The sequence below is a fragment of the Salinisphaera sp. G21_0 genome, assembly GCF_017744115.1.
Lineage (GTDB): Bacteria > Pseudomonadota > Gammaproteobacteria > Pseudomonadales > Endozoicomonadaceae > Endozoicomonas.
In genome coordinates this window covers 136,592-157,955 of the sequence record NZ_JAGHQW010000005.1, presented here as the reverse complement: position 1 = coordinate 157,955, position 21,364 = coordinate 136,592, and the positions used below count along the sequence as shown (strand labels likewise).

The 21,364-nt window shown below is 46.1% G+C and carries 19 protein-coding genes; 8 read left to right on the top strand and 11 right to left on the bottom strand.

All coding sequences use genetic code 11. From position 1 onward, the window contains the following. The first annotated feature begins 364 nt into the window (after positions 1–364). On the top strand, positions 365–1,303 hold the full coding sequence (locus J7439_RS04270) for an L-lactate dehydrogenase (protein ID WP_209200587.1): 939 nt from the start codon (positions 365–367) through the stop codon (positions 1,301–1,303). Positions 1,304–1,424: 121 nt separating this feature from the next. Here the strand turns inward: J7439_RS04270 and erpA are convergent, their stop codons facing one another. The 3 genes from erpA to J7439_RS04255 all read right to left on the bottom strand — a co-directional run bounded on the left by erpA (position 1,425) and on the right by J7439_RS04255 (position 3,083). Continuing rightward, positions 1,425–1,778, bottom strand: coding sequence for an iron-sulfur cluster insertion protein ErpA (gene erpA, locus J7439_RS04265; RefSeq protein ID WP_101747158.1), 354 nt, complete (start codon positions 1,776–1,778; stop codon positions 1,425–1,427). A 116-nt stretch (positions 1,779–1,894) separates the two neighbouring features. After that, the gene (locus J7439_RS04260; RefSeq protein ID WP_209200586.1) at positions 1,895–2,341 is read right to left on the bottom strand and encodes a bactofilin family protein; all 447 of its coding nucleotides are present in this window, start codon (positions 2,339–2,341) and stop codon (positions 1,895–1,897) included. Then, the gene (locus J7439_RS04255) at positions 2,313–3,083 is read right to left on the bottom strand and encodes a DUF6776 family protein (protein ID WP_209200585.1); all 771 of its coding nucleotides are present in this window, start codon (positions 3,081–3,083) and stop codon (positions 2,313–2,315) included. The genes J7439_RS04260 and J7439_RS04255 overlap by 29 nt, the downstream gene beginning before the upstream one ends. A gap of 300 nt (positions 3,084–3,383) precedes the next feature. Here J7439_RS04255 and J7439_RS04250 point away from each other — a divergent pair, with 300 nt between their 5' ends. Further along, positions 3,384–4,025 (top strand): CDP-alcohol phosphatidyltransferase family protein, encoded by a 642-nt coding sequence (locus J7439_RS04250; RefSeq protein WP_209200584.1) that lies wholly within the window; start codon positions 3,384–3,386, stop codon positions 4,023–4,025. A 246-nt stretch (positions 4,026–4,271) separates the two neighbouring features. Here J7439_RS04250 and J7439_RS04245 read toward each other — a convergent pair whose 3' ends face one another. The 3 genes from J7439_RS04245 to J7439_RS04235 form a co-directional block, all read right to left on the bottom strand. Further along, a complete protein-coding gene (locus tag J7439_RS04245; RefSeq protein ID WP_209200583.1) occupies positions 4,272–5,099 on the bottom strand; it encodes a hypothetical protein in 828 nt (275 codons plus the stop codon). A 402-nt stretch (positions 5,100–5,501) separates the two neighbouring features. Further along, positions 5,502–6,368, bottom strand: coding sequence for a hypothetical protein (locus tag J7439_RS04240; RefSeq protein ID WP_209200582.1), 867 nt, complete (start codon positions 6,366–6,368; stop codon positions 5,502–5,504). Between the two features lie 53 nt (positions 6,369–6,421). Then, a complete protein-coding gene (locus J7439_RS04235) occupies positions 6,422–7,264 on the bottom strand; it encodes a hypothetical protein (RefSeq protein WP_209200581.1) in 843 nt (280 codons plus the stop codon). Between the two features lie 258 nt (positions 7,265–7,522). Between J7439_RS04235 and J7439_RS04230 the strand changes: the two genes are divergently transcribed. The 5 genes from J7439_RS04230 to J7439_RS04210 all read left to right on the top strand — a co-directional run bounded on the left by J7439_RS04230 (position 7,523) and on the right by J7439_RS04210 (position 11,866). Continuing rightward, positions 7,523–8,479, top strand: a complete 957-nt coding sequence (locus tag J7439_RS04230) for a GNAT family acetyltransferase (RefSeq protein WP_209200580.1) — start codon at positions 7,523–7,525, stop codon at positions 8,477–8,479. Positions 8,480–8,614: 135 nt separating this feature from the next. Next, the gene (locus J7439_RS04225) at positions 8,615–9,388 is read left to right on the top strand and encodes a protein-tyrosine phosphatase family protein (RefSeq protein ID WP_209200579.1); all 774 of its coding nucleotides are present in this window, start codon (positions 8,615–8,617) and stop codon (positions 9,386–9,388) included. A gap of 201 nt (positions 9,389–9,589) precedes the next feature. After that, positions 9,590–10,486, top strand: a complete 897-nt coding sequence (gene ylqF / locus J7439_RS04220; protein WP_209200578.1) for a ribosome biogenesis GTPase YlqF — start codon at positions 9,590–9,592, stop codon at positions 10,484–10,486. An 88-nt stretch (positions 10,487–10,574) separates the two neighbouring features. Next, complete coding sequence (locus tag J7439_RS04215; RefSeq protein WP_209200577.1) at positions 10,575–11,219, top strand: thioredoxin domain-containing protein; 645 nt, start codon at positions 10,575–10,577, stop codon at positions 11,217–11,219. Between the two features lie 68 nt (positions 11,220–11,287). Continuing rightward, the gene (locus J7439_RS04210) at positions 11,288–11,866 is read left to right on the top strand and encodes a disulfide bond formation protein B (protein WP_209200576.1); all 579 of its coding nucleotides are present in this window, start codon (positions 11,288–11,290) and stop codon (positions 11,864–11,866) included. Positions 11,867–12,162: 296 nt separating this feature from the next. Here the strand turns inward: J7439_RS04210 and J7439_RS04205 are convergent, their stop codons facing one another. Next, positions 12,163–13,458, bottom strand: coding sequence for an ankyrin repeat domain-containing protein (locus J7439_RS04205; RefSeq protein WP_209200575.1), 1,296 nt, complete (start codon positions 13,456–13,458; stop codon positions 12,163–12,165). A 250-nt stretch (positions 13,459–13,708) separates the two neighbouring features. Here J7439_RS04205 and J7439_RS04200 point away from each other — a divergent pair, with 250 nt between their 5' ends. Continuing rightward, positions 13,709–14,548 carry a class I SAM-dependent methyltransferase gene (locus J7439_RS04200; RefSeq protein WP_209200574.1) on the top strand — a complete coding sequence of 280 codons (840 nt, stop codon included), beginning with the start codon at positions 13,709–13,711 and terminating at the stop codon, positions 14,546–14,548. Positions 14,549–14,606: 58 nt separating this feature from the next. Here the strand turns inward: J7439_RS04200 and J7439_RS04195 are convergent, their stop codons facing one another. The 4 genes from J7439_RS04195 to J7439_RS04180 all read right to left on the bottom strand — a co-directional run bounded on the left by J7439_RS04195 (position 14,607) and on the right by J7439_RS04180 (position 21,126). Beyond that, the gene (locus J7439_RS04195) at positions 14,607–15,140 is read right to left on the bottom strand and encodes a hypothetical protein (protein WP_209200573.1); all 534 of its coding nucleotides are present in this window, start codon (positions 15,138–15,140) and stop codon (positions 14,607–14,609) included. Between the two features lie 232 nt (positions 15,141–15,372). Then, positions 15,373–17,160 (bottom strand): sodium:solute symporter family protein, encoded by a 1,788-nt coding sequence (locus J7439_RS04190; protein ID WP_209200572.1) that lies wholly within the window; start codon positions 17,158–17,160, stop codon positions 15,373–15,375. Between the two features lies 1 nt (position 17,161). After that, positions 17,162–17,446, bottom strand: coding sequence for a DUF4212 domain-containing protein (locus J7439_RS04185; protein WP_209200571.1), 285 nt, complete (start codon positions 17,444–17,446; stop codon positions 17,162–17,164). A gap of 149 nt (positions 17,447–17,595) precedes the next feature. Beyond that, complete coding sequence (locus J7439_RS04180; RefSeq protein WP_209200570.1) at positions 17,596–21,126, bottom strand: hypothetical protein; 3,531 nt, start codon at positions 21,124–21,126, stop codon at positions 17,596–17,598. Positions 21,127–21,364: the final 238 nt, after the last annotated feature.

The following is a 21,364-nucleotide window of genomic DNA, read 5'->3' as shown; positions in this document are numbered from 1 at the left end:
AAGAGTCTTTGCGTAAATAGAGTCAGTCTAACTGCTCAGTATGATCCGTAACAAACATTCCGTATAGAACCACAAAGACACGAAGGCACAAAGGAAGCCTTTTTTGTTAGTTACCGCAGCTCAGGCAAGTTCGGATAAACCTTTGTGTCTTTGTGGTTCCCTTCTTTTTTCAGTGACTACCAAAGACAACAAAGTCAGACTAAATTAACGCTGATAGAACTTTGTACTGAAGGTGATTCATACTGCAGAATCATGCAGGGTTTATGATGTATAAGCCACAACCTTCACTCCTCACTTTCTTGAGGTATGCACTTATTTCAGCTTATTGTTGCCAGGGCATACTTCAAAGACACAGGCACTCACCATGAATACGAATAAAATTGGCATTATCGGCACTGGCTTTGTTGGTATGGCGGCCGCCTACTCCCTGTTCCAACAAAAGCTGGCCAATCAAATTGTTCTTGTGGATAAGAATCAGGACAGAGCCCATGGCGAAGCACTGGACCTGATGCATGGCCAGCCACTGGTGGGGCGCTGCGAGGTTACCGCCGGTGACTTTGCCAGCCTGGAGGGGGCTGGCATCATCGTTATCTGCGCCGGTGTCAGTCAATCCAGCCCCGATGAAAGTCGGCTGCATCTGCTGCAGCGGAACATCAAAGTGTTTGAAACCATCGCCAGAGAGCTTGACCAGCATGCACCCCAAGCCATGTTACTGATTGCCAGCAACCCGGTGGATATTCTTACCCATGCCATGCAAAGCCTGAGTCATCGTCCCAATAACCTGGTGATTGGCACCGGAACCCTGCTGGATACCTCCCGCTTTCGAACCCTGCTGGCCAACTACTATGATGTCTCACCCCAGTCCATTCACGCTTATATTCTCGGGGAACATGGTGACTCTGAAGTACCGGTCTGGAGTTCCGCCACCATTGCCGGGCTTGGCATCAAAGGCAATACGATTAATGGTCGTGAATACGATCCCGAAGCCCTGGCAGGTATTGTCACCAGGGTCAGAAAAGCCGCTTACGAGATCATTGCCAACAAAGGCTACACCAACTGGGCGATTGGTCTGGTTATTGCCTTCATCATTCGCATGGTACTCAATAATCAGCGCAGTGTTCTTCCGGTCACGGTCCGGCTGAATGGAGAATACGGCATTAGCGATATCTGCCTGAGCCTGCCAACCGTTATTGGCAGTGACGGCGTGGAGAGCATTATTGCCCCTAAACTGGATGAGGAGGAACTGGCAGGCATTCGACACTCGGCAAACACCCTTAAAGATTCTATGGATCAGCTGGTATAAGACCCTTTTTTACGATCGGTAAAACGCAAAGATCACGCAGGGCACAACAGAAGATTTCCTCTTTGCCCGGCGTGATCCTTGTGATTCCCAAAAGCCCTGTAAAGCGTTTCAGGCTATTCGTTCATATCGAGAACGAAGACCCACAGCCACAAGTCGACTTGGCATTCGGGTTTTTAACCAGAAAGCGAGAGCCTTCCAGCCCCTCTTCATAGTCAATCTCCGCGCCCACCAGGTACTGGTAACTGAGGAAATCAACCACAATGGCCGCGCCATCTCTGGTAATCAGGGTGTCATCATCAGCAAGATTACTGTCAAACGTGAAGCCGTACTGAAAACCGGAACAGCCGCCACCGGTGACATATACCCGGAGCCTTTGATTTTCTTCGGTCTCATCTGCCAGCAATTCACTTACCCTGCGGGCAGCAGCTTCCGTAACACTGATTGGCTCCGGTATCACTGTTTCTACTACGCTCATTGACCCTCCCGTGCCACCGCCCTGGCTCATGGCCATCACTTACTGATAACCCGTTAAGGCAGCGACCCGTCATTTACTCATTAGCGGGCTATTATCGGAGTAACCAACTGTTACAGTCAACTATCCACCGCTTCAATCACTTCCGCTGCGGGCATCTCCTGGTCAGCACGCTCCAGCAGAGGCTGAGGTCCGGCTGGCACACCATTCGCGTGATGCTCAAGACTGCCATTAACCTGAGACCCTTTGGTCATCTCTATCACGTTGTAAAACACATTACCGGTAATCACGGCCCTGGAAGCAAGCTCCAGATGTTCTTCGGCAAAAACATTGCCACGAACATGGCCATCGACCACCACACGCTGGACATGAACATCACCTTCCACACTGCCATTATGGGCAATGGTCAGCATGCCCTGATCTGCTGACACATTACCTTTAACACGCCCTTCGATATGCACGGAACCGGAAAAGTGAATATCGCCGGTAATGATTGTTTCTGACGATATGAGCGTCGTACTGCCATGTTTTGCGACGTTACCCGCTGTTTTGCTCTTGCCGAACATCCGCTAACAGCTCCTTATCCCATTGATAAATTTGTTCAAAACTCTGTTTGATTCCGCTGGTGATCCGTACCATAACCTTGACCTCTGCCGGCTGAAAACCTTCCGGTATAGTGAAGTCAAAGTACTCTCTGTCACTGGGCAGAGCCTGAAAATAGCGAAACCCCAAACCTGTGATAGCCTGATCCGACACGATCAGCTCCTGCAGCGGTATGGTCTGTGCTTTGCCATCTTTCTCGCCAATCAGGGATACCGATAGCGTTCCTTTCAGAAACGGGTTGCTTCTCGCCACCTGGGAGATCACCAGCCGAAGACGGTACTGACCGGATTCATTTCCCCGAAGTAAACTGAAGCCCGCCACCCGCACACCGGTAGACATGTCTTCCGGAGCCAGGATGCTTTTGAAAAAAGTCAGCTCTTTATGCAGCAGCTCTTTCTCTTCCTCAAGCTTCTTTACTAACAGGCGGACATTATTGACCGCTTCACGATCCATTTTGCTGGCACTCTCCAGAATGCCCACTCGCTGCCGGAGCTCTCTGTTCTCTTCCTGCAATACTCTGGCCCTGTTCTCCAGAGTGGTATTCTGTTGCCGAAGCTGGTTCAGATTCTGACCTGCATGGATTCCACCATACCAATAGGCAAAACCGCCCAGCAAAGCAATAAATACCAATAGAAAAATTCGAATTAACTGATCTCGTTTCGGGTCATGGCGTATAACCCTGAGTTTGCTACTGTCGGGATGCAAAGCTATCCACCTTTTCCTGACCATGACTCAGGCCCATCAAGTAGTTAAGAGCCAATGAGCCTGCAACCTTCTTTCAACAGCACCTGATATCAAGCAACTATTAAAAGGATGCGCCTTATTCTGAAGAACTTAACAGCGGGACTATACACAAGCCGAAAACACATAACAAACAAACCGGTAAACTTTCGCCACACCCATAATTCAGTCATGGCCAAACATCTGAAGAAGCGGTTTGGCACAGAAAAAAGCCAGCGGTATGATGCCCTTTTACCGTTCATCAACACTGCCTTCTGATATTACATGATCGATAAATGGACAACCTCACTTATTCAGCCACCGTTGAGATTGGCTGCGGTGCAGTTAAAGCATCGTGGCATCACACCGGACCAGGTCACCGTTGCCGGTTTTCTCATAGGCATGCTGGCAGTCCCATTACTGGCCTTTGAGTTCTACTCACTGGCTTTAGTGATGATTGTGGGTAACCGCATACTGGATGGTCTTGATGGAGCACTGGCCAGGCTGGGCACCCCCTCAGACGCCGGCGGGTTTCTGGATATTACCCTGGATTTTATTTTTTATTCGGCCATTGTCATGGGCTTTGCCCTGGCGTCACCGGCACACAATGCGGTGGCAGCGTGCGTCCTGATTTTCTCCTTTATGGGCACCGGAGCCAGCTTTCTTGCTTATGCCATCATGGCTGAGAAACATCAGCTGTCAGACCCGCGCTTCAAACACAAATCCCTGTATTACCTGGGTGGTCTGGCCGAGGGTACAGAAACCATTGCGCTGTTTGTGCTTTTTTGTCTACTGCCCGGTTACTTTCCACAACTTGCTCTGGGTTTTGCCGCCATATGCATTTTAACTGCGGCTCTCAGGGTCTGGTCTGGTTACCAAAGTATTGAGCAGGCAGAGAAAGAAAAGCACCAAAAGCCAGCCTCCTAGCCCGGATATTTCATAAACTGCCCCGAATCTCGCGCCAGACTTTGTCGCTCTAAGGGATTTTGTGAGGGAGCGCCGTACCGGGGAGTACGGTCGACTGAACAAAACTCCCTTAGTGCGGCAAAGAACAAGCGAGAACGGGAGCATGTTTATGAAATATCCGGGCTAGGGATTGAGCCATTTTTTATAGTGTTTTTAACAAATTCAGGGAACTGCATTTGCAGCAACCCCTGATTTGGCCTTGGATACTCAAGCTAAATTTTCTTCACCAAGCGTTGCTATAAGGTTTCTTACATAATCTTCAGTGAGCTCAGCATAGCAGGTAAGCAACCTTCTTTCTACCGGACGTTTGGTAAGCTCATCTACATCTGATACGTGCATATCTTCAACTTTATGGAGTCCATTAAAGATGATGCTATCGCCAGGTTTTTTGTATTCAAATGTTTTTATGGTTTCTTCTACAGGAACGCACTTAGTATCTGATTCTTCTGCATTACTTAATGCCCCACCAGAAAAACCATTGTTTTGTTGAACATAGGGGGATAAAAGAGTTGTCATGCTTAAAGAAGAGGCATCTTTATGCCAGGGCATATTACATATCTGTTGTTGTGCCGGGGTAAATATATACCTGAGCACTCCACAATGAACCTTCACAGTAAAATTCTTCCAATTGAGTTGGTGCCCCATGGATTGTAAGGCCTCTTTACACATTTCATTTATTGACTCTGTATGTGGCGCAAAATCTTGGTCAAAGCCCTCTGTACCTGAAAGTTTACCATTTTCATCAAATGTTACTGTTGAAAATACACGGTTCACATTTTCAGCTCTAATGTTGACTCGCTGCATTTGATTTCCATTGTTAAGGAACTTCCAGGTAGGCAAACTATCAATTTCCTGATGTGCTTTTTCCATGGCTAATTTTGAAACAGAATTAGGCACTTTAACAATTATTTTTCCAGCATAATTCTTTCTTTCAGATTCTGTTACCTTTTGAGATATTAATATCTCTTCAATATAATCAGCATTAGCTATTTTAGCTGCAATTAAATCTTCTTGAAATGGTCCAGCTGAATACATATAAAAATTCCTTACTGTCTTAAAGTATCATATTTAGATTTTAAGGTAGAATGATCTGACAGTGTGTTTAATAATTTTCACTGCGAGGGGTTAAGATAACTGACACCATTGAACAAAGAAAAATTATCCAAATGGCTGTAATCTTTCAGGTCAGGAGATTAAATAAGCTGGCTAATCGTCCCACTATAAAATCAAGCAATTTTAATATAGTCTAAATTTTAAAAACTCCCAGCACGCCCTAAAAATTAATTTGCAAGCAATTAAGTTTAACTGGTTGGCACCTGACACAACTATGATTCGGACGGTAGCCAGCAGTTTAAATTAAACTGTATTCTCCGCCTGCCCATACCAGCCTTACAAAAATCCAGAAGGCTGAACCTGCAACCCCCCTTGGACTTGGCATTAAACTAAAGCTAAATTTTCTTCACCCAGCGCTACTGAAAGATATCTTACATCATCTTCAGATGGATTAGTAAAGCAAACAAGCAACAATCTTTGCACGGATCTTTCTTTAAGCTTCTTTTCATTCAATACATACATTTTTTCAACTTTATGAAGTGTGTTTATACTATCAAAGATGAAGCCGTCTCCTTGCTCTTTGTATTCAAATGTTTTTATGGTAGATTTTTCAGGAATACCAGAAGAACTTCTAGGAAGAGTACCAGAAACATTTGAATCTTTTGCAAAACTCAATGCTCCACCACAAAAACCATTATCGTTTTGATTATATGGAGATAACAGTGTTGTCATGGATAAAGTACATAGATCTCTATGCCATGGCATATTACATATCAATGCTTGTTCACTGGTGAATGGATACCTGAGCAAAGAGCACCAAGCCTCCACAGTACAATTCCTCCAGTGGAGTTTGCGCCCCATTGTTTGCAAAGCCTCTTTACACATTTTGTTTATTGAATCTGTATTCGGCTTAAAATTTTTATCAAAGGCCTCTGTATCTGAAAGCTTACCAGATGCGTCAAATGTTACTGTTGATGGAAATAGATATTTATTATGTTTTTCTGGATCAATGATTCTGATATCCTGCAATTTATTCCCGTTGTTTTGAAAATCGATTGTAGTCAATCTATCAATTTCCTGAAACGCTTTTACCATGGTTGTTTTTGAAACAGTATTTGTTACCTTAACAATCACTCTTCCAGAATTTTTCCCCGCCTTTATTGATTCCTTCTTACCAGATAAGGATGAACCTTCAAAAGAATCAGTGAAAGCCACTGTAGACTCAGCACTTAATGATGCGGTTGAATACATATTAAAAATGCCTACCTGTTTTATAACTCATATCTGAATTTTGGACTAGGTGCTCAGACTAAATTTTCTTCACCAAGTGCTTCTGAAAGAGTGATTACATCACCTATAGATGGCCAGGCAAAACAAAGAAGCAGCAGTCTTTCTACGATTTCTTCTCCATCCTTAATTTCATGCAATAGATGCATGTTTTCAACTTTATGCAATGATTTCAAACCATCAAAGATGAAGCCATCTCCCGGCTTTTTGTACTCAAGTGTTTTTATGGTACCCGCTACAGGAACTCCTGGAGAAAATAATGAATCTTGTGCAAAACTCAATTCTCCACCAGTAAAACCATTACCGTGTTGATAATATGGAGATAAAAGTGCTGTCATGGATAAATTACATCCATCTTTATGCCATGCCATATTGCATATCTGTGTTTGTTCAGGGGTAAATGGATACCTGAGCACATTACAACGAACCTCAATAGATATATTCTTCCAGTTAAGTTTTTGCCCCATTGTTTGCAAGGCCTCTTTACACATTGCCTTTATTGAGTCTGTATGTGGCGCAAATTTTTTTTCAAACTCTTCTGTATCTGAAAGTTTACCATCCGCATCAAATGTAACTTTTGTTGGACGCTGTGCATCCTTGGAATATTCTGAAGCAACAAGGTCAACCTCTCGTATTCTATTGCCTTTACTTTTAAAATCATAAGCAGGTAATTTATCAATTTCCCGATTAGCTTTTTCCAGGGTTAATTGTGAAATAGCATTTGGTGCTTTAACAATTATTCTTCCAAACTTGCTTACTTTTTCGAACGATACGTTTTCTTCATCAGATAAGGATAGATCTTCGATAGAACCAGATGAAGCCACAGTAGAATGAGTACTTAATGTTGTAGTCGAATACATTTTAAAAATTCCTTACTTTTTTATAAATCATATTTAGAAAACTCATGATAGTCTAAATTTTAAAAAACCCCTTATCACCCTGTAAATAGTCAACCAAATGATCCACTATGAAAGGCAATGAATATGCCCGGAAAAACAAATACTGCGCGATAGCTGCGGAGCTTCAGCATTTTAAGCTTCAGCATTTAAAACCTGCATCTTGAAACTGTCCGATTATATAGCCTAAAGTCATTGCTATTGAATTATAGGGAATAAAACATGGATACCGTTATCCGGCACGCCGAGCCTGCTGACTTATACGCTATTGGTGAGTTTTTTCGCGACCCGGGAGTAACCCGTCAGACCAGCCAGATCCCTTACCGACCCCAGGCGTATTGGCACAATCTGTTCAATATGGACGACAAGAACCATATACAGCTGGTAGCCGAGTCCTCAGGACAAATCCTTGGCCTTCTCGGGCTAAAAATACAGGACAACCCACGGCGCAAACACTGCGCAAGTTTTGCTATTACCGTGCATCCGGATGCCCGGGGACAAGGCATCGGCAAACAGCTCATGTCGGCCATGGTAGAACTCGCCGACAACTGGTTGAACCTGGTGCGGATCGAATTAGACGTTTATACCGACAACTCCCGGGCTATTAGCCTCTACCAGGGTTTTGGTTTTGAGATAGAAGGTGAAAGCAAATATGATGCCTTCCGCGATGGACAGCTGGTCAACAGCTACCGGATGTCCAGAATCCGATTACCCGTAACAACCCCGAAACCAGAGAACGCCCGGCGGCATAAAGCTCAGCCCGGAATGACAGTTCGCGCCTTCAAACCTGAAGATGCAGAAGCTGTTATCAGGCTATGGCAACAATGTGGTCTGACCACTTCACAGAATAATCCACAAAGTGATATCGATAGAAAAGTAGCTATCAATGACGGCCTTTTCCTGGTAGGGCTGATCGAAAATGAAATCGTCGCATCGGTTATGGGGGGTTACGAGGGCCATAGAGGTTGGGTGAACTATCTGGCCGTCGCTCCCCAATGGCAGCAATACGGACTGGGCAGAACCCTGATGGAAAAGTTGGAAACTCGTCTGGCAAAGCTGGGATGCCCAAAGATCAACCTGCAGGTACGCAGCACCAACCAACAGGTTTTGGCCTTCTATCAATCCCTGGGTTACCAGACAGACCAGGTCATCAGCCTGGGAAAACGTCTAATCCAGTGATTGAAAGTCCATCATCCTCAATACGGCCTGCAATGGCAGGCCTGCCATTTACAGGAAGTTATACCAAAAAATCTTTGCAACTCTCAGAGCAGAAAACAGTCTGATGTATGACTCCACATAATTATGAAGTACATCATGACTATTATCAGACGGCTTATCTCAATACTGGTTCTGCTCTCCTTTGCCACGGTGGGCAACACCGCCTCACAACGCCCTGTATCCAACGATTTATCGTCGGCTGCTGCCGGACCCAAGTCGAAAGAAGTGGCATTCTCCCCCCGGAAACTAAGGCTGGTTGACTATAATCCCGTGTCCGGAAACTACCTTTTCCGGGGCAACATGCCCGTTATCAAAGGCCGGTTTGCCTATCAAGCGCTTATTGACACCATGAACCGGAGAAGTATGGAAAAGCTCCAGACCCCCCTTCCCGAAGATATCTATATTTATAATATTTCGTTGATCAGCAAGCTCGGTGAACGTCATTTACTGAAACAAGAACAGATGTTTGCTCAAATCAACCCGGATCTGTTGCAGCTGATCCACCATCCGGTTTATGGTGCCGCTTCCAATCCTGATTATTACCCGAAGTCAGCCCTCCACATCATGCTCAAACTCCCCTTTATTGGTGATGTATACAAACTTGTAGATAAGCTCAGCAAATTACTTAATCAGGAGTACAGCAGGCCTGCCGCCATTTTTGTTCACTGTCAGGCTGGCAGTGACCGGACAGGCATGGTCATTGGCACTTATCAGATGCAGTTTCTGGGCAAAAGCTACCTTGAGGTGATTGAGGAAGCAGAGGAAATTGCAGAAAGACCGCTCAGGTCACTGCAAAAAAGAGCGCTGAAATGGATCGCCTATTATTTGCGGGACAGTAAAGGGATTCAGAGTGTTGGTGCCATTTACTAACTCATAACAGTTACCAGGCTCGGCTGACACAACGTTCTATTTCACGCCCCTTCTGCCCTGCAAGCGCTCTTGCCATCACTTGGCGCATAGCCACCATAACAGGTCAGCCGCTACCATTTAATCTTTTCAAATTGGTGGTTTGTGGCGTACCCGATACATAGTAAAATAATCCGTTTTCATTCAGGCAAGATAGATCCAACAATGGCAATAAACTGGTATCCCGGCCATATGCACAAGGCCAAAAAAGAGATCCGAGAAGTGATACCAAAGATGGATCTTATTATCGAGGTGCTGGACGCGCGGCTTCCCTTCAGCAGCGAGAACCCGATGGTTGCCTCCCTGCGTAAAGACACCCCCTGCATCAAGATTCTCAACAAGAGTGATCTGGCTGATCCGGCGGTCACCCAACAATGGGTAGACCATATCAACCGCACTTCCGGCATGAAGGCCATTGCCGTCAATCTGAAGCAGCCGGACAAAATTCGCAGCATTCTGGCTATGGCACCCGCCATGGTTCCTGAGCGGAATCTGGAGGTCAGCCAGCTGAAGGCCATCATCCTTGGTATCCCCAATGTGGGCAAATCCACCACCATCAATATTCTGGCCAGTCGCACAGTTGCCAAAACCGGCAATGAGCCGGCGGTCACCAGGCAGCAGCAGAGAATCAAACTGCCCAATAATATTGTCTTGCTGGACACCCCCGGCTTCCTCTGGCCCAAGCTTGAGCCGGAGGATTGCGGCTACCGTCTGGCCATCAGCGGTGCCATCAAAAACACGGTTATTGAGTTTGAAGACGTTGCCATGTACCTGGCCGAGTTTATGATGCAGCATTATCCGGACGCGCTCTTGCAGCGTTACCAGCTTAAGGACATCCCGCAAACCGGCATTGAGCTGTTTGACAGGATCGGTCAGCGGCGTGGCTGTATGCGCAGGGGCGGCATTGCCGATACCCATAAGGTTGCCGAAATTCTGATCAATGAGTTTCGGGATGGCCAGCTTGGTCGCATTACCCTGGAAACACCGGAAATGATTACAACCCAGCTGCAGGCCATGGAAGCAGCAAAAGTGGCAAGGGAAGCAGACAAGGCTGAAAAATAACCAGCATATTTATCAGACACTGAGGTTTGGACAATGATAACCTCTCGATATTCACACCATTAAACAGGACTACAGGAAAATAATACCGATGAGAAAGTTGTTATTGGTACTTATGTTTGCATTTCCGATGATGGCTTTTGCCAAAGCGACGGACAGCGCTGAAAATGCCAGCCGGTTTCAGGAAGGGACCCATTATAAAGTTGTTAAAGGGCTTGCCCCTTCTACCAGACCAACCGTGACCGAGCTGTTTTCTATTTACTGCGGAGGCTGCTATCAGTGGGAGAAAGGACCACTGATTACCCTGAAGAGCTGGCTGAGTCAGCAGGGCATTGAGTTCAAACAGGCGCATATGAACTTTATGGGTGCCTATGCCAAACAGGCCACCCTGGCAATAGCCATGACCCAGGGTACACCGCACCATAGCGCCATCAAACAGGCTCTTTTCAGTCGCCTTCATGTAGAGCGCAAGGGCGACTGGCGAAACGATGCGGACTTCTTCCAGACGCTGGAAAAGGCTGGACTGAAACAGTCTGACTTTGAGGCGAACCAGAATAACCTGATGGTGATGAAGACGGTACTGGACTGGAACCAGTATGGCGAACACGTTCATGCCGTTCCCGGCTTTATGGTGAATAACCGTTACCTGATCAATATGGGCAGCCTGAAGTCTCACGACGAGCTGAACGCGCTGATCACCTACCTGACCAAACTTCCAGCGAAAGAGACACAATAACACAGTGCTGATGGCTTTTCGGTGACCCAACCGGAAAGCCAGAAGTAACTTCAAGAGGGATCCAACCATTGGCTGCTGAACAAAACCCCAATAGCCTCTTTCAACGTTTGAAAGACAGCCCACTGCAAACCATCCACGGCTGGCAGAGTTTACGAGTCACCTGGCTTATTATGTTTGCCACCGCGCTCTTTCTGGAACTGTGCGCCCTGGGCTTTCAGTATATTCTGCATATGGATCCCTGTGAGCGCTGCGTCTATCAGCGGCTCGCTGTTCTGGTGTTGATGTTTGCGCCATTGGTTATCATCATTTCACCCTCTCATCTGGTTTTCAGGATCACAGGCTACACTCTCTGGATTGCTGGTGCACTGTATGGGTTGAAAGAAGCCATTGCCCAAATGGCAGACTACGCCGAGTTTAATCCGTTTACTTCCAGCTGCAGCTTCCGCCCGACCTTCCCTTTCGACCTGCCTCTCTATGAATGGTGGCCCGCCATGTTTATGCCCACCGGACTCTGCGGTGCCGATGACTGGACCCTGCTTACCCTGAACATGGCAGAATGGATGGTCGTGATTTTCTCAATTTATCTGCTGGCAGCAGCAACCTGCATTATTAGCTCCCTATACGCTGCGCTCTTCAAAAAGCCGTGAATAACCGCGCATCAATTTCAGAAATCAACGCATTTACACTATGCCAGGTAGAATTCACGATCTTTTACCTGGCTGTAAACTTCTGTGATACATCGCTAGGAGGCTGACCGAGAATAGACTGCCCTACTGCGGTGGCAGAAAATTGGTCTAAAAATCCGCTTTTGTTCGGCAAATAGCCCCGCTATTCACCTCACAAAACCGAATTTTTATCCTCAATTTTCTGCCATCCTCGCTACGGGGTCGCCTAGACGGGCGCTATTCTCGGTCAGCCTCCTAGCCAAAGCAATCACGGCACGTTAACGGAGACCGCCTAACCGGCCGGGGTCTTTTCTCATCGAAAATACCGCGTGCATAAACTGCACACAGTTGGTATGCCCTTCATTGGTTGAAAGACCCAGCGGGCTCAGACCATTTTTCGTCAGGAGCCTGATGTTTGCTCCGCGCTCCAGCAAGTGTTTCAGAATCTCAATATTGCCTTCTGAGGCGGCAACGTGTACTGGTGCCCAACCGTTATGATCGGTGATATTGACACTGGCTCCTTTTTCGCTCAGCAGTTGCACTGCTTCAATGTTGTTATTCCACACAGCCATGTGCAGGGACGTATCACCGTGGTCATTGGCTGCATCAATCTTCGCCCCATGCTTGATAAGGATATGCATGCAGTTGATATGTCCTTCTTCGGTCGCGAGGTGGAGCGGCGTATGACCAAATATCCCGGCTTTGTTGATATCTGCCTTAAAGTGGATCAGTTGTTCCAGAAACTCCGGGTAGCCAGAAAAGGCTGCATTACATGCGGCCGTATAGCTCATGGCGTCGCCGTTATCAACATCGGCTCCACGGGAGAGCAGGTACTGCAGGCACGCCATCTGTTTCATTAACACGGCTTTGTGCAAGGGTGCATAACCGCGATTGTTGACGGCATTGATATTGGCTCCACCAATAATTAATGGCGGCAAAGAATCAATGTGTCCGGCATCGACCGCTTTATGCAGGGGAGTATCGCCGTGTTGGTCAGTTACCATTGGATTTGCCCCTGCTGCCAGCAGAAGATCCATGCACCTGGTGTGGCCACCGTCGGCAGCCAAATGCAGCGGAGTGGCAAATTGATACCCCTCAACTCCATTGATATCGGCCTGGTAACGGATCAGCAGATTCAGTATACGGTCATCACCTTGCTCGGCGGCGATGTGCAAGAGCCCGGTGTTGCAATCAGTACGAGCAGAATAATAGTGTTGCCGGGCCATTTCCGGTTCTTGCTCCACCATGGCCTGTACGGCCTCCCAATCTCCGCTGCAACAGGCGACCAGAGCCGGGGACTCACAATAACGGGTGGTTGGAGCTAACCTTTCCCCGGCCACCTGCACCAGCGGTAGAGCCTCCTCCGGACAGACAGCACAGTTTCGAAATTTAGGAAACACCGCCTGCCCGTCCAGGTGCCGGCGTATACATTCCAGGTGGAAAGTATGGTGGCAAGCTGTTTTGACTATTGAGCGTCCGGCAGATGTTCCAACCACGCCACTACTGCTGGCAGAATCGGTTTGTTTGGCACAGAGTAAACAGGTGGTTTCAGATGTAGCGACACCATTCATCATAGACAACACACTCCTGAGTTATTCAACGGCAAGATTCAATAAACTATGGCAGCTATGAACCGGAGATCGTTTGATCGTTTTTACAGTAGCTATGATCGTTAAAAAACTTAATTCAGAAATAGCTCATCTGACCAGTATCTGCATGCCCTCACCACTTTATTAACCCAATCTAAATCTTTAACGACAAAGGCAAATAGATAAAATATGACAAATTCAAAGCCCCGAATTCATTAGTGTTGGGATAAGCAACATGTTCAAACAAATCAATAACGCAACAGCTCAGCCTGTTGTGTGGTCAACTTACACGGCAGAAGTATTGTGGGCAGATCCCCATATTGCCAGGCAAATGATGGCCTACCATCTAAACCCGGATATCAACGCCGCCTCCAGATCGTTTGATTTTATTGACGAATCGGTCAGCTGGCTTATTTCAAGCTTTGGCCTTAATCAATCTTCAACTGTCATAGACTTTGGCTGTGGCCCGGGGCTGTATACCCAGCGCCTGAAAAAACAGGGAACAGGCACTGTGGTGGGTCTTGATTTCTCTCAAAACTCCCTTGAGTACGCAAGCCAGCAGGCAGAGCGGTCGAACCTGGACATCGAATACCACCTGGGCAATTACCTGGACTACCAAGATTCACGACAGTTTGATTTGATCACATTAGTGATGTGTGACTTCTGCGCCCTGAATCCGTCACAACGTTCCGGGTTGCTGGATAAGTTTAAGTCGATACTTAAGCCGAATGGGGTTATTGCCCTGGATGTCTATACCTCTACACGGTTTGAGAAACAAACCGAGGACGTGGTACTTGCCAAAAACGCCATGAACGGTTTCTGGAGTGCACAGGACTACTGGTGTATCCAGTCTTCCTTCTTGTACAGACCTGAACTGGTCACCCTGGACAAGTATGTTATCTTTGAAGCACAACGGGAGTGGACGGTCTATAACTGGCTACAGCACTTTACCCTTGACATGCTGCGCAGTGAGCTTGAACAACACGGTTTGGAAATTCAGGCCACTTACAGTGATTTATGCGGCAGGCCCTGGATTGATGGTGATGAAATGGCGGTAGTTATCGGTCTTAAATAACCACCGTGTTTATAACAGGGGCGATGACATCGCCTCTGTTAAAAGCTCCATTGATGGATCAATTGCTCAGTTCAGCAATGGTTCTCAAGGTTTCCAATACGCCTCGGGCAGCCTCCCGGGCATGGTCATTCACCGGCTGATACCTGGGCTGATAGAGGCAATTCAATGGCCGGTCATAAACTGGCCTCATCTCATCATGAATAATGTTATGGTCCTGATAGGTCAGATAACGGGTTTCCAAAATGATGCCACTGGCCGGACCACCCAGTTTACACATCGCCCAGCCTGGCTCAAGCTGCTGAATACCCTGGGAAAAGGTATCATAGCTGAATGAACGCCTCAGTTTATTCAATCGCCAGTAAGTCGAGTCATTCACGGCATCTATTTCAACCCCGTCAACCGTCAGCTTGAACTGGCCTTCCTCATTCGACATCACATTGGGATCAATCCCGGTGCCGTAGAAATTAACCTCTTTAACCACCTCATCGTCAAGATAGTACTTCATACTTAACAACAACTTATGGTGATCATCCACGGCATTGGCCAGTGCCGACAGCAAAAGCAGAGATAGACAAATAGTTCTTGAAAACATGCTGGTTACCCCATAGGCAAAATATAACAACTGGCAGATTAGACACCTATAAAGCACTTAAGTTCTGTATTTGGGAAAATGAATATCAGGTGCAACACAAAAATTGCCAGAAAATGATACCGGCTACGATAACACCGGCTGACTGCAACAGAGGCGACCGGGATCAAAGAATCCAAAAAAAAGCCGCGTTCCAACGGAAAGCGGCTCTGGATTACTTATCGGTTCAGTGACTTCATACCCGAACTGTCTCACCCTCCTCTACGGGCTCTGATGCTGTCCCGCCACGGCGGGGAATACGAATATCATCCACCATATCCTGCACCGCTTTGGGTGGTGCTTCCGTAGCATGACAAACCACCAGGGAGACCGCAAAGTTGATCAACATACCCAGGGTACCAATGCCTTCTGGTGACACGCCGAACCACCACTGTTCCGCGGTCCCCCCCAGGAATTTGAAGTAGATAATATAAGAAGCCGTAAACAGCAGGCCTGTCACCATACCGGCAATCGCCCCTTCACGGTTCATCCGCTTGTAGAAAATACCCAGAAGAATCGCGGGGAAGAATGAAGAAGCCGCCAGGCCAAAGGCAAAAGCCACCACCGAGGCCACAAACCCTGGTGGGTAGATGCCTGCCAGACCGGCCACACCAATAGCGGCAGCGGCAGCGATACGGGCAGCCAGCAATTCCTGCTTATCGGTAATGCCCGGCATGAGATTCCGCTTCAGCAGGTCATGGGAAATGGAGGTGGAAATAACCAGCAGCAGGCCAGCTGCGGTAGAAAGAGCCGCCGCCAGACCTCCGGCCGCTACCAGTGCAATGACCCAACCGGGAAGGTTGGCGATTTCAGGGTTGGCCAGCACCATAATGTCACGATCAACATACAGTTCATTGGCGTTGCCAGTCTGGTTATTGCTGACCAGTCGCTCACCACTGTCACCCCGTGCGTCAATAAACGACGGTTTACCTTCAATGGGAGCACCCGGATGATACTGAATTTTACCATCGTCGTTTTTGTCGACCCAGGCCATCAAACCAGAGTTTTCCCAGTTGGCAAACCACTCCGGCAGCTGCTCATATTCAGCTTCAGAAACCGTCTGCAGCAGATTGATACGGGCAAAGCTGGCCACCGCTGGCGCTGTGGTGTAGAGCACAGCAATAAACAACAGCGCATAACCGGCCGATTTACGGGCGTCACGCACCGTTGGAGTGGTGAAGAAACGCACGATAACGTGGGGCAAACCCGCAGTACCGACCATCAGAGCCATGGTAATAAAGAACACGTCAATGGTGGACTTGGATCCATCGGTATACTGGGCAAAGCCTAGCTCCTGAGACAGACCGTTCAGTTTCTCCAGCACCGAGAGCCCAGTGCCTTCAACGTGACTGCCAAAGCCCAACTGGGGAATCGGGTTGCCAGTGATCATCATGGAAATAAAGATCGCGGGTACCAGATAGGCAAAAATCATCACACAGTATTGCGCAACCTGAGTGTAGGTAATGCCTTTCATGCCCCCCAGCACAGCGTAAACAAAGACGATACCCATCCCGATCATGACCCCGATATTGATATCCACCTCCAGGTAACGGGAGAAGACAATACCGACGCCGCGCATCTGTCCGGCAACATAGGTAAAGGAGATAAAGATAACGCATATAACAGCAACCACCCGGGCGGTCTGGCTGTAGTAACGTTCAGCGACAAAGTCCGGCACAGTGAACTGGCCAAATTTGCGCAGATAAGGCGCAAGGCACATGGCCAGCAATACATAACCCCCGGTCCAGCCCATCAGATACATGGCCCCGTCACGCCCCATAAAGGAGATAATACCGGCCATGGAAATAAAGGAGGCCGCTGACATCCAGTCCGCTGCGGTTGCCATACCATTGGCGACGGGATGAACGCCGCCACCGGCCACATAATAGTCTTTGGTTGAGCCAGCCCTGGACCAGATAGCAATACCGATATAGAGCGCAAACGATAACCCGACAAAAAGGAAGATCAGTGTTTGAGTCGCCATCTCACTCTTCCTCCTGAACGTTGTATTTTCGGTCCAGGCGGTTCATCAACCCGATATAGACAAAAATCAGAACCAGAAAGGTATAGATGGAACCCTGCTGGGCAAACCAGAAGCCCAATGGAAAGCCGAAAAAACTGATTTGATCCAGCTGCTCCACAAACAGTATGCCGCAACCAAATGAAACGGCGAACCAGATCACCAGTAAGGAAAGTAGTATGCGTATGTTCTCCCGCCAATAGGCGGCAGCTGCACTTTGATGATTACCACGGGAAGGATCAGCAGACATGAAAAGACGCTCCTGAAAGTATTATTGTTTTTCTTATCTTCAGTCACTGAGGACTGCCTGAGTCTCTGACAGTAACAAATGTGCGGACATGGGCATCTTAGACTTTAGGCTAATACCGGTGTCAGCACTTTGTCTCAACCCCGGCAGGCTTAAAATCTCTTAAATTGAGGCAGGTTATTGAAAGTACTATTTTTAGCCTGCTCCTTAAGATAGCTCTCAGCCTTTAGCAGAACAGAAGTATAGGATTTATCAGGGCTGTGCCCCGGCAATAGAGATGATAAATATTCATGGAGTGCCGCAAGATTAAGCCACTGCCTTTGAGCTGGGCTTATACTTTTCTCTGAACTCAGTGGGCACTGAAAATCATAGCTCCCACCTTCTCTACCCAAAAAAGAGTGGACTTTTTCAATCACCGACTTAAGCAAGTATACTCTCCCATGTGCTTCCCCTTTGAAAAAAACAGTATTTATTCTTGCACTAATCATTAAATATCCAATTGCTTTAATCTCCTTTCTGATTCTAAGCACCTTTTCCATGACACTTTCATTTTCAGAGGGTTCATAAACACTTGCTGTTGCAAACAAGGTAGGAAACTCACCTGCTATTAAATCGTAACTACTTTCTCTCACAACCCCACAACCATTTTTTCCGGTATTCCTTGCAATGAAAAGCCTTGCCCTGGTAACAATAGCCACAGGTTCAACATCAACTTCCTCGCCAGCTGCGGATAATATTTGCAAAAGATAATCAAGCGCAAAAGAAATGATCAGGGCTCTTTTATGTGTATCATGCAAGCTGGGGAGACCAAAAATATTATTGCACTGCAGGTAGCTATCAAGCTCATTTGGATGGTTGGAAATCTCACAGATATTCTCTATGGCTTCTTTGAGAACCTTTAACCTTTTACTGGCTTTCGTTTTGCTTGATACATCCATTGTCCATATACCCTGCAGCACCATGGAAAGCATCTCGATTGCAACCTTGAATTCATCCCTTTCAATTTTATTTCTGATTGAGTTAGCCCGCTCTGCCAAATTCGGTGCAGCAGTATCCAAAACAGGCTTAGAAACAGTCATCAATCGTTGTTTCTTTATGGGAGAGCCAGAAAAGCCCGTTTCCAATGCTGCTTGTTCTCTTTTCAGAAAAGGCAAAGTTTGAACTTCACTACTTTGAGCAGCCGCTTTTGCCACTATTGAAAAATAATTTTGATCGAGTGTTGATGCATAAGATGAGCTATAGTCTTGAGAAAACAGGAGTTCATCAGTGAGTTTTTCATCACATTGTAATTCAAGGTCCATTGATTTGCAGGAATCCGATATAGCCAAAGGTGAATCACAGGATATTTTCTCACCTGAATCCAGCACTGAGACAGCTTTTGTTAAAGCAGCGATAGCAGCAGTGGTTTCTGCACAGGACTCCCCTGAAGCCGATGATAATAATGATTCATCCTTGCGATCCGATGTATTTGAGCCAGCATCATCGCATGCTCTTTCATTGTCAGCAGAAGCCAAAAGTAATGGCTTCGGAAAGGTCATGACAATCCTGTTAAAACGTCCTGGCTCCCTCAAAGACTCCCTGACTTCAGTCTTGACATAGAAACATTGAGCACCTCTATCAATGGGCTCTCCCTCAAACACAGGCTCTGGCAGAGACTCTGGTTCTCTGTAGATCCTCTCACCAAAGTGAAAGGGAAAATCAGATCTCACGGTCTTTTGCAATAATTTCAACCGGGCATCAAGCCGTTCAATAAAATAGCCAACATCCCTGCGAAGCCACAACCTTCCAACATCGGAACTGGAATCAAGATAATTATTTAAAAACTGACACCAGCGCCACAGTAGTTGATTCTTATTCATAGTCGTTGTGTTTGGCCTTATCTCCTTTAGCCAAACTGTCAACTCCCTGCTTTGACTCCTCCACTTTAAAACAGCATCTTCAGGCCATGTATTTAACTCTGCCTCCATGGTGATGAATTTTTTGTATCGCTTTAACATTTTCAAATCATTAGCTTCAATTTCAATATCTGAATACATTGAATTCTTTAACCATCGATTTACCGAATCTTTTCTCAACTGATCAAAGTCAACCTTCAAAATCCTGACAAACAAAGGTGTAAAATTTCTGATCATATCTTTCCATAAGGCAAAAGACTTATTGGTTTTACAAAAGGCGGCCACATTAAAAGCCTTATCAGTTTTCGCATCATGAAATCTGTACCTTAGATAATAGTCTTCCAATGTTAATTTTCTGGCATGACTGACAATGGTTTTTTTTTGCCGATTAGAAAGAAGAGCCTGACTACCCTGATAAAACTTCAGAAGAACTGCGGGTAATAATGTTAACGGCACACTACCCACTTTGATATTTCCCGGAAGCTCCTCTACTTCCCTGCTGAATTCACCTGCACCTTCTTTATTGAATGCCTGATAATCAATCAGAGAAATTCCCGAATCAGAATCTCTCACCAGCTGGATAAAAAACGGGTCAAGCTCATTGCGTTCTTTTTCAAAGGACAGCAACACCTTAAATGCTGTTATTGAGCAGCTGTTATAGTCTTTCTGGAGACATTCAGACGCTGGCGTGGTCAAAAAATACAGGTTATTGTCTCGAATATTTTGTACAGAATCAGATATAGCGGCAATGATAAAATTTCTTATCTCCTTAGCTACATAGCTTTCCGGCTGTATTGTTTCATGCAAATAAACCACAATTTTATTACCTGCCTGGATAAATCTGACGGCAATCATATGTGCAGCAGAATCATTCATAACAAGCATACTGAAAACAGCCTTACCTCTATCATTTGCAAGATTTTCAGAAACGTATTTTTTTAACGAATTTAAAGCGCTTTTATCACTGATACGACCACAATTAAAGACCGCAGGGCAGATTCCATGTTTTCTTTTAAGCACAGAGAGTTCTTCAATCGCTCTGACCGGAAGATGGTATTGTCCATTACTCATCGCTATATCTTTATCTTTAAAGTCAAGTCTCTCCTGAAGCAGAGGGTTCATCTGAACCGTTAGATCTTTATTATGATAGGTAGCCACTATTTCCCAGTATGGTAAACCCGCATCAGAGGATTTATACTCCAATATCACACCTTCACCGGGTGATAATGTGATGAATTGCCCCTCCCTGTAATGAAGATTCGTCTTGTTATGATTTGCTAAACAGGGATGATAAACCCCAAGATAGCTGCCCTTCTTCAGTTTCTGGCTGGTTAAGCATCGTACCTCGTTTACATTGGAATGAGCAGACACTCCATCAAGCACAGTGACAACAGAAGAAGCATCCAGACACTCTGACTCTCCATTAACTTCCGTTGTTGGTAAATCAACATTATCAGCCATCATTGGTTCAAGATAACATTTAAATTCAGCATTATCATTTTGATCCAGAAGCAAGGTCATTACTCGATCAATAGATAACGAATGGTGTTTAGGATTATCGGTATACGTTATTCGCCCTACACTGTGCCGTTGTTCTAACTTTAATAAAGGCAAAGGGGGCAACAGTGGATCCCGAATTCTATTGGGGAGTCGCAAAACAACATGCGACAAACCATCAATCACATAGCGTGATTTGGATCTTTTAATATCACGAATTAATAAGGTGTCATTCGCCAGAACCGACTTTTCCAACACCGTCATTGGCTTAATAGTTGAATCAACAGGCAAAACACTAAGGCTCCTGAAATTTTATCAGTAAGAACATATTTTAGATAAACTATTTTTCTATTAGTTCACTTTGAAATTATTGATACTGCATTCCTGATAGCTATTTTGGACGTTTGATCAAGATAGAATGAGGAGCCATACCATTTGGGAATTAAAAATTTCGCTTGTTATAATAGCAGGACTATTCTGAGTCATCGGGTATTGCGGAGCATTCCAATGAAAATCCTGCTGCTCAAAA

What these genes read in the sequence shown, in the direction of transcription:
- J7439_RS04270 (WP_209200587.1), top strand. Translation starts at nt 365, where the DNA reads ATGAATACGAATAAAATTGGCATTATCGGCACTGGCTTTGTTGGTATG.
- erpA (WP_101747158.1), bottom strand. Translation starts at nt 1,778, where the DNA reads ATGAGCGTAGTAGAAACAGTGATACCGGAGCCAATCAGTGTTACGGAA.
- J7439_RS04260 (WP_209200586.1), bottom strand. Translation starts at nt 2,341, where the DNA reads ATGTTCGGCAAGAGCAAAACAGCGGGTAACGTCGCAAAACATGGCAGT.
- J7439_RS04250 (WP_209200584.1), top strand. Translation starts at nt 3,384, where the DNA reads ATGATCGATAAATGGACAACCTCACTTATTCAGCCACCGTTGAGATTG.
- J7439_RS04245 (WP_209200583.1), bottom strand. Translation starts at nt 5,099, where the DNA reads ATGTATTCAGCTGGACCATTTCAAGAAGATTTAATTGCAGCTAAAATA.
- J7439_RS04240 (WP_209200582.1), bottom strand. Translation starts at nt 6,368, where the DNA reads ATGTATTCAACCGCATCATTAAGTGCTGAGTCTACAGTGGCTTTCACT.
- J7439_RS04235 (WP_209200581.1), bottom strand. Translation starts at nt 7,264, where the DNA reads ATGTATTCGACTACAACATTAAGTACTCATTCTACTGTGGCTTCATCT.
- J7439_RS04230 (WP_209200580.1), top strand. Translation starts at nt 7,523, where the DNA reads ATGGATACCGTTATCCGGCACGCCGAGCCTGCTGACTTATACGCTATT.
- J7439_RS04225 (WP_209200579.1), top strand. Translation starts at nt 8,615, where the DNA reads ATGACTATTATCAGACGGCTTATCTCAATACTGGTTCTGCTCTCCTTT.
- ylqF (WP_209200578.1), top strand. Translation starts at nt 9,590, where the DNA reads ATGGCAATAAACTGGTATCCCGGCCATATGCACAAGGCCAAAAAAGAG.
- J7439_RS04215 (WP_209200577.1), top strand. Translation starts at nt 10,575, where the DNA reads ATGAGAAAGTTGTTATTGGTACTTATGTTTGCATTTCCGATGATGGCT.
- J7439_RS04205 (WP_209200575.1), bottom strand. Translation starts at nt 13,458, where the DNA reads ATGATGAATGGTGTCGCTACATCTGAAACCACCTGTTTACTCTGTGCC.
- J7439_RS04200 (WP_209200574.1), top strand. Translation starts at nt 13,709, where the DNA reads ATGTTCAAACAAATCAATAACGCAACAGCTCAGCCTGTTGTGTGGTCA.
- J7439_RS04195 (WP_209200573.1), bottom strand. Translation starts at nt 15,140, where the DNA reads ATGTTTTCAAGAACTATTTGTCTATCTCTGCTTTTGCTGTCGGCACTG.
- J7439_RS04190 (WP_209200572.1), bottom strand. Translation starts at nt 17,160, where the DNA reads ATGGCGACTCAAACACTGATCTTCCTTTTTGTCGGGTTATCGTTTGCG.
- J7439_RS04185 (WP_209200571.1), bottom strand. Translation starts at nt 17,446, where the DNA reads ATGTCTGCTGATCCTTCCCGTGGTAATCATCAAAGTGCAGCTGCCGCC.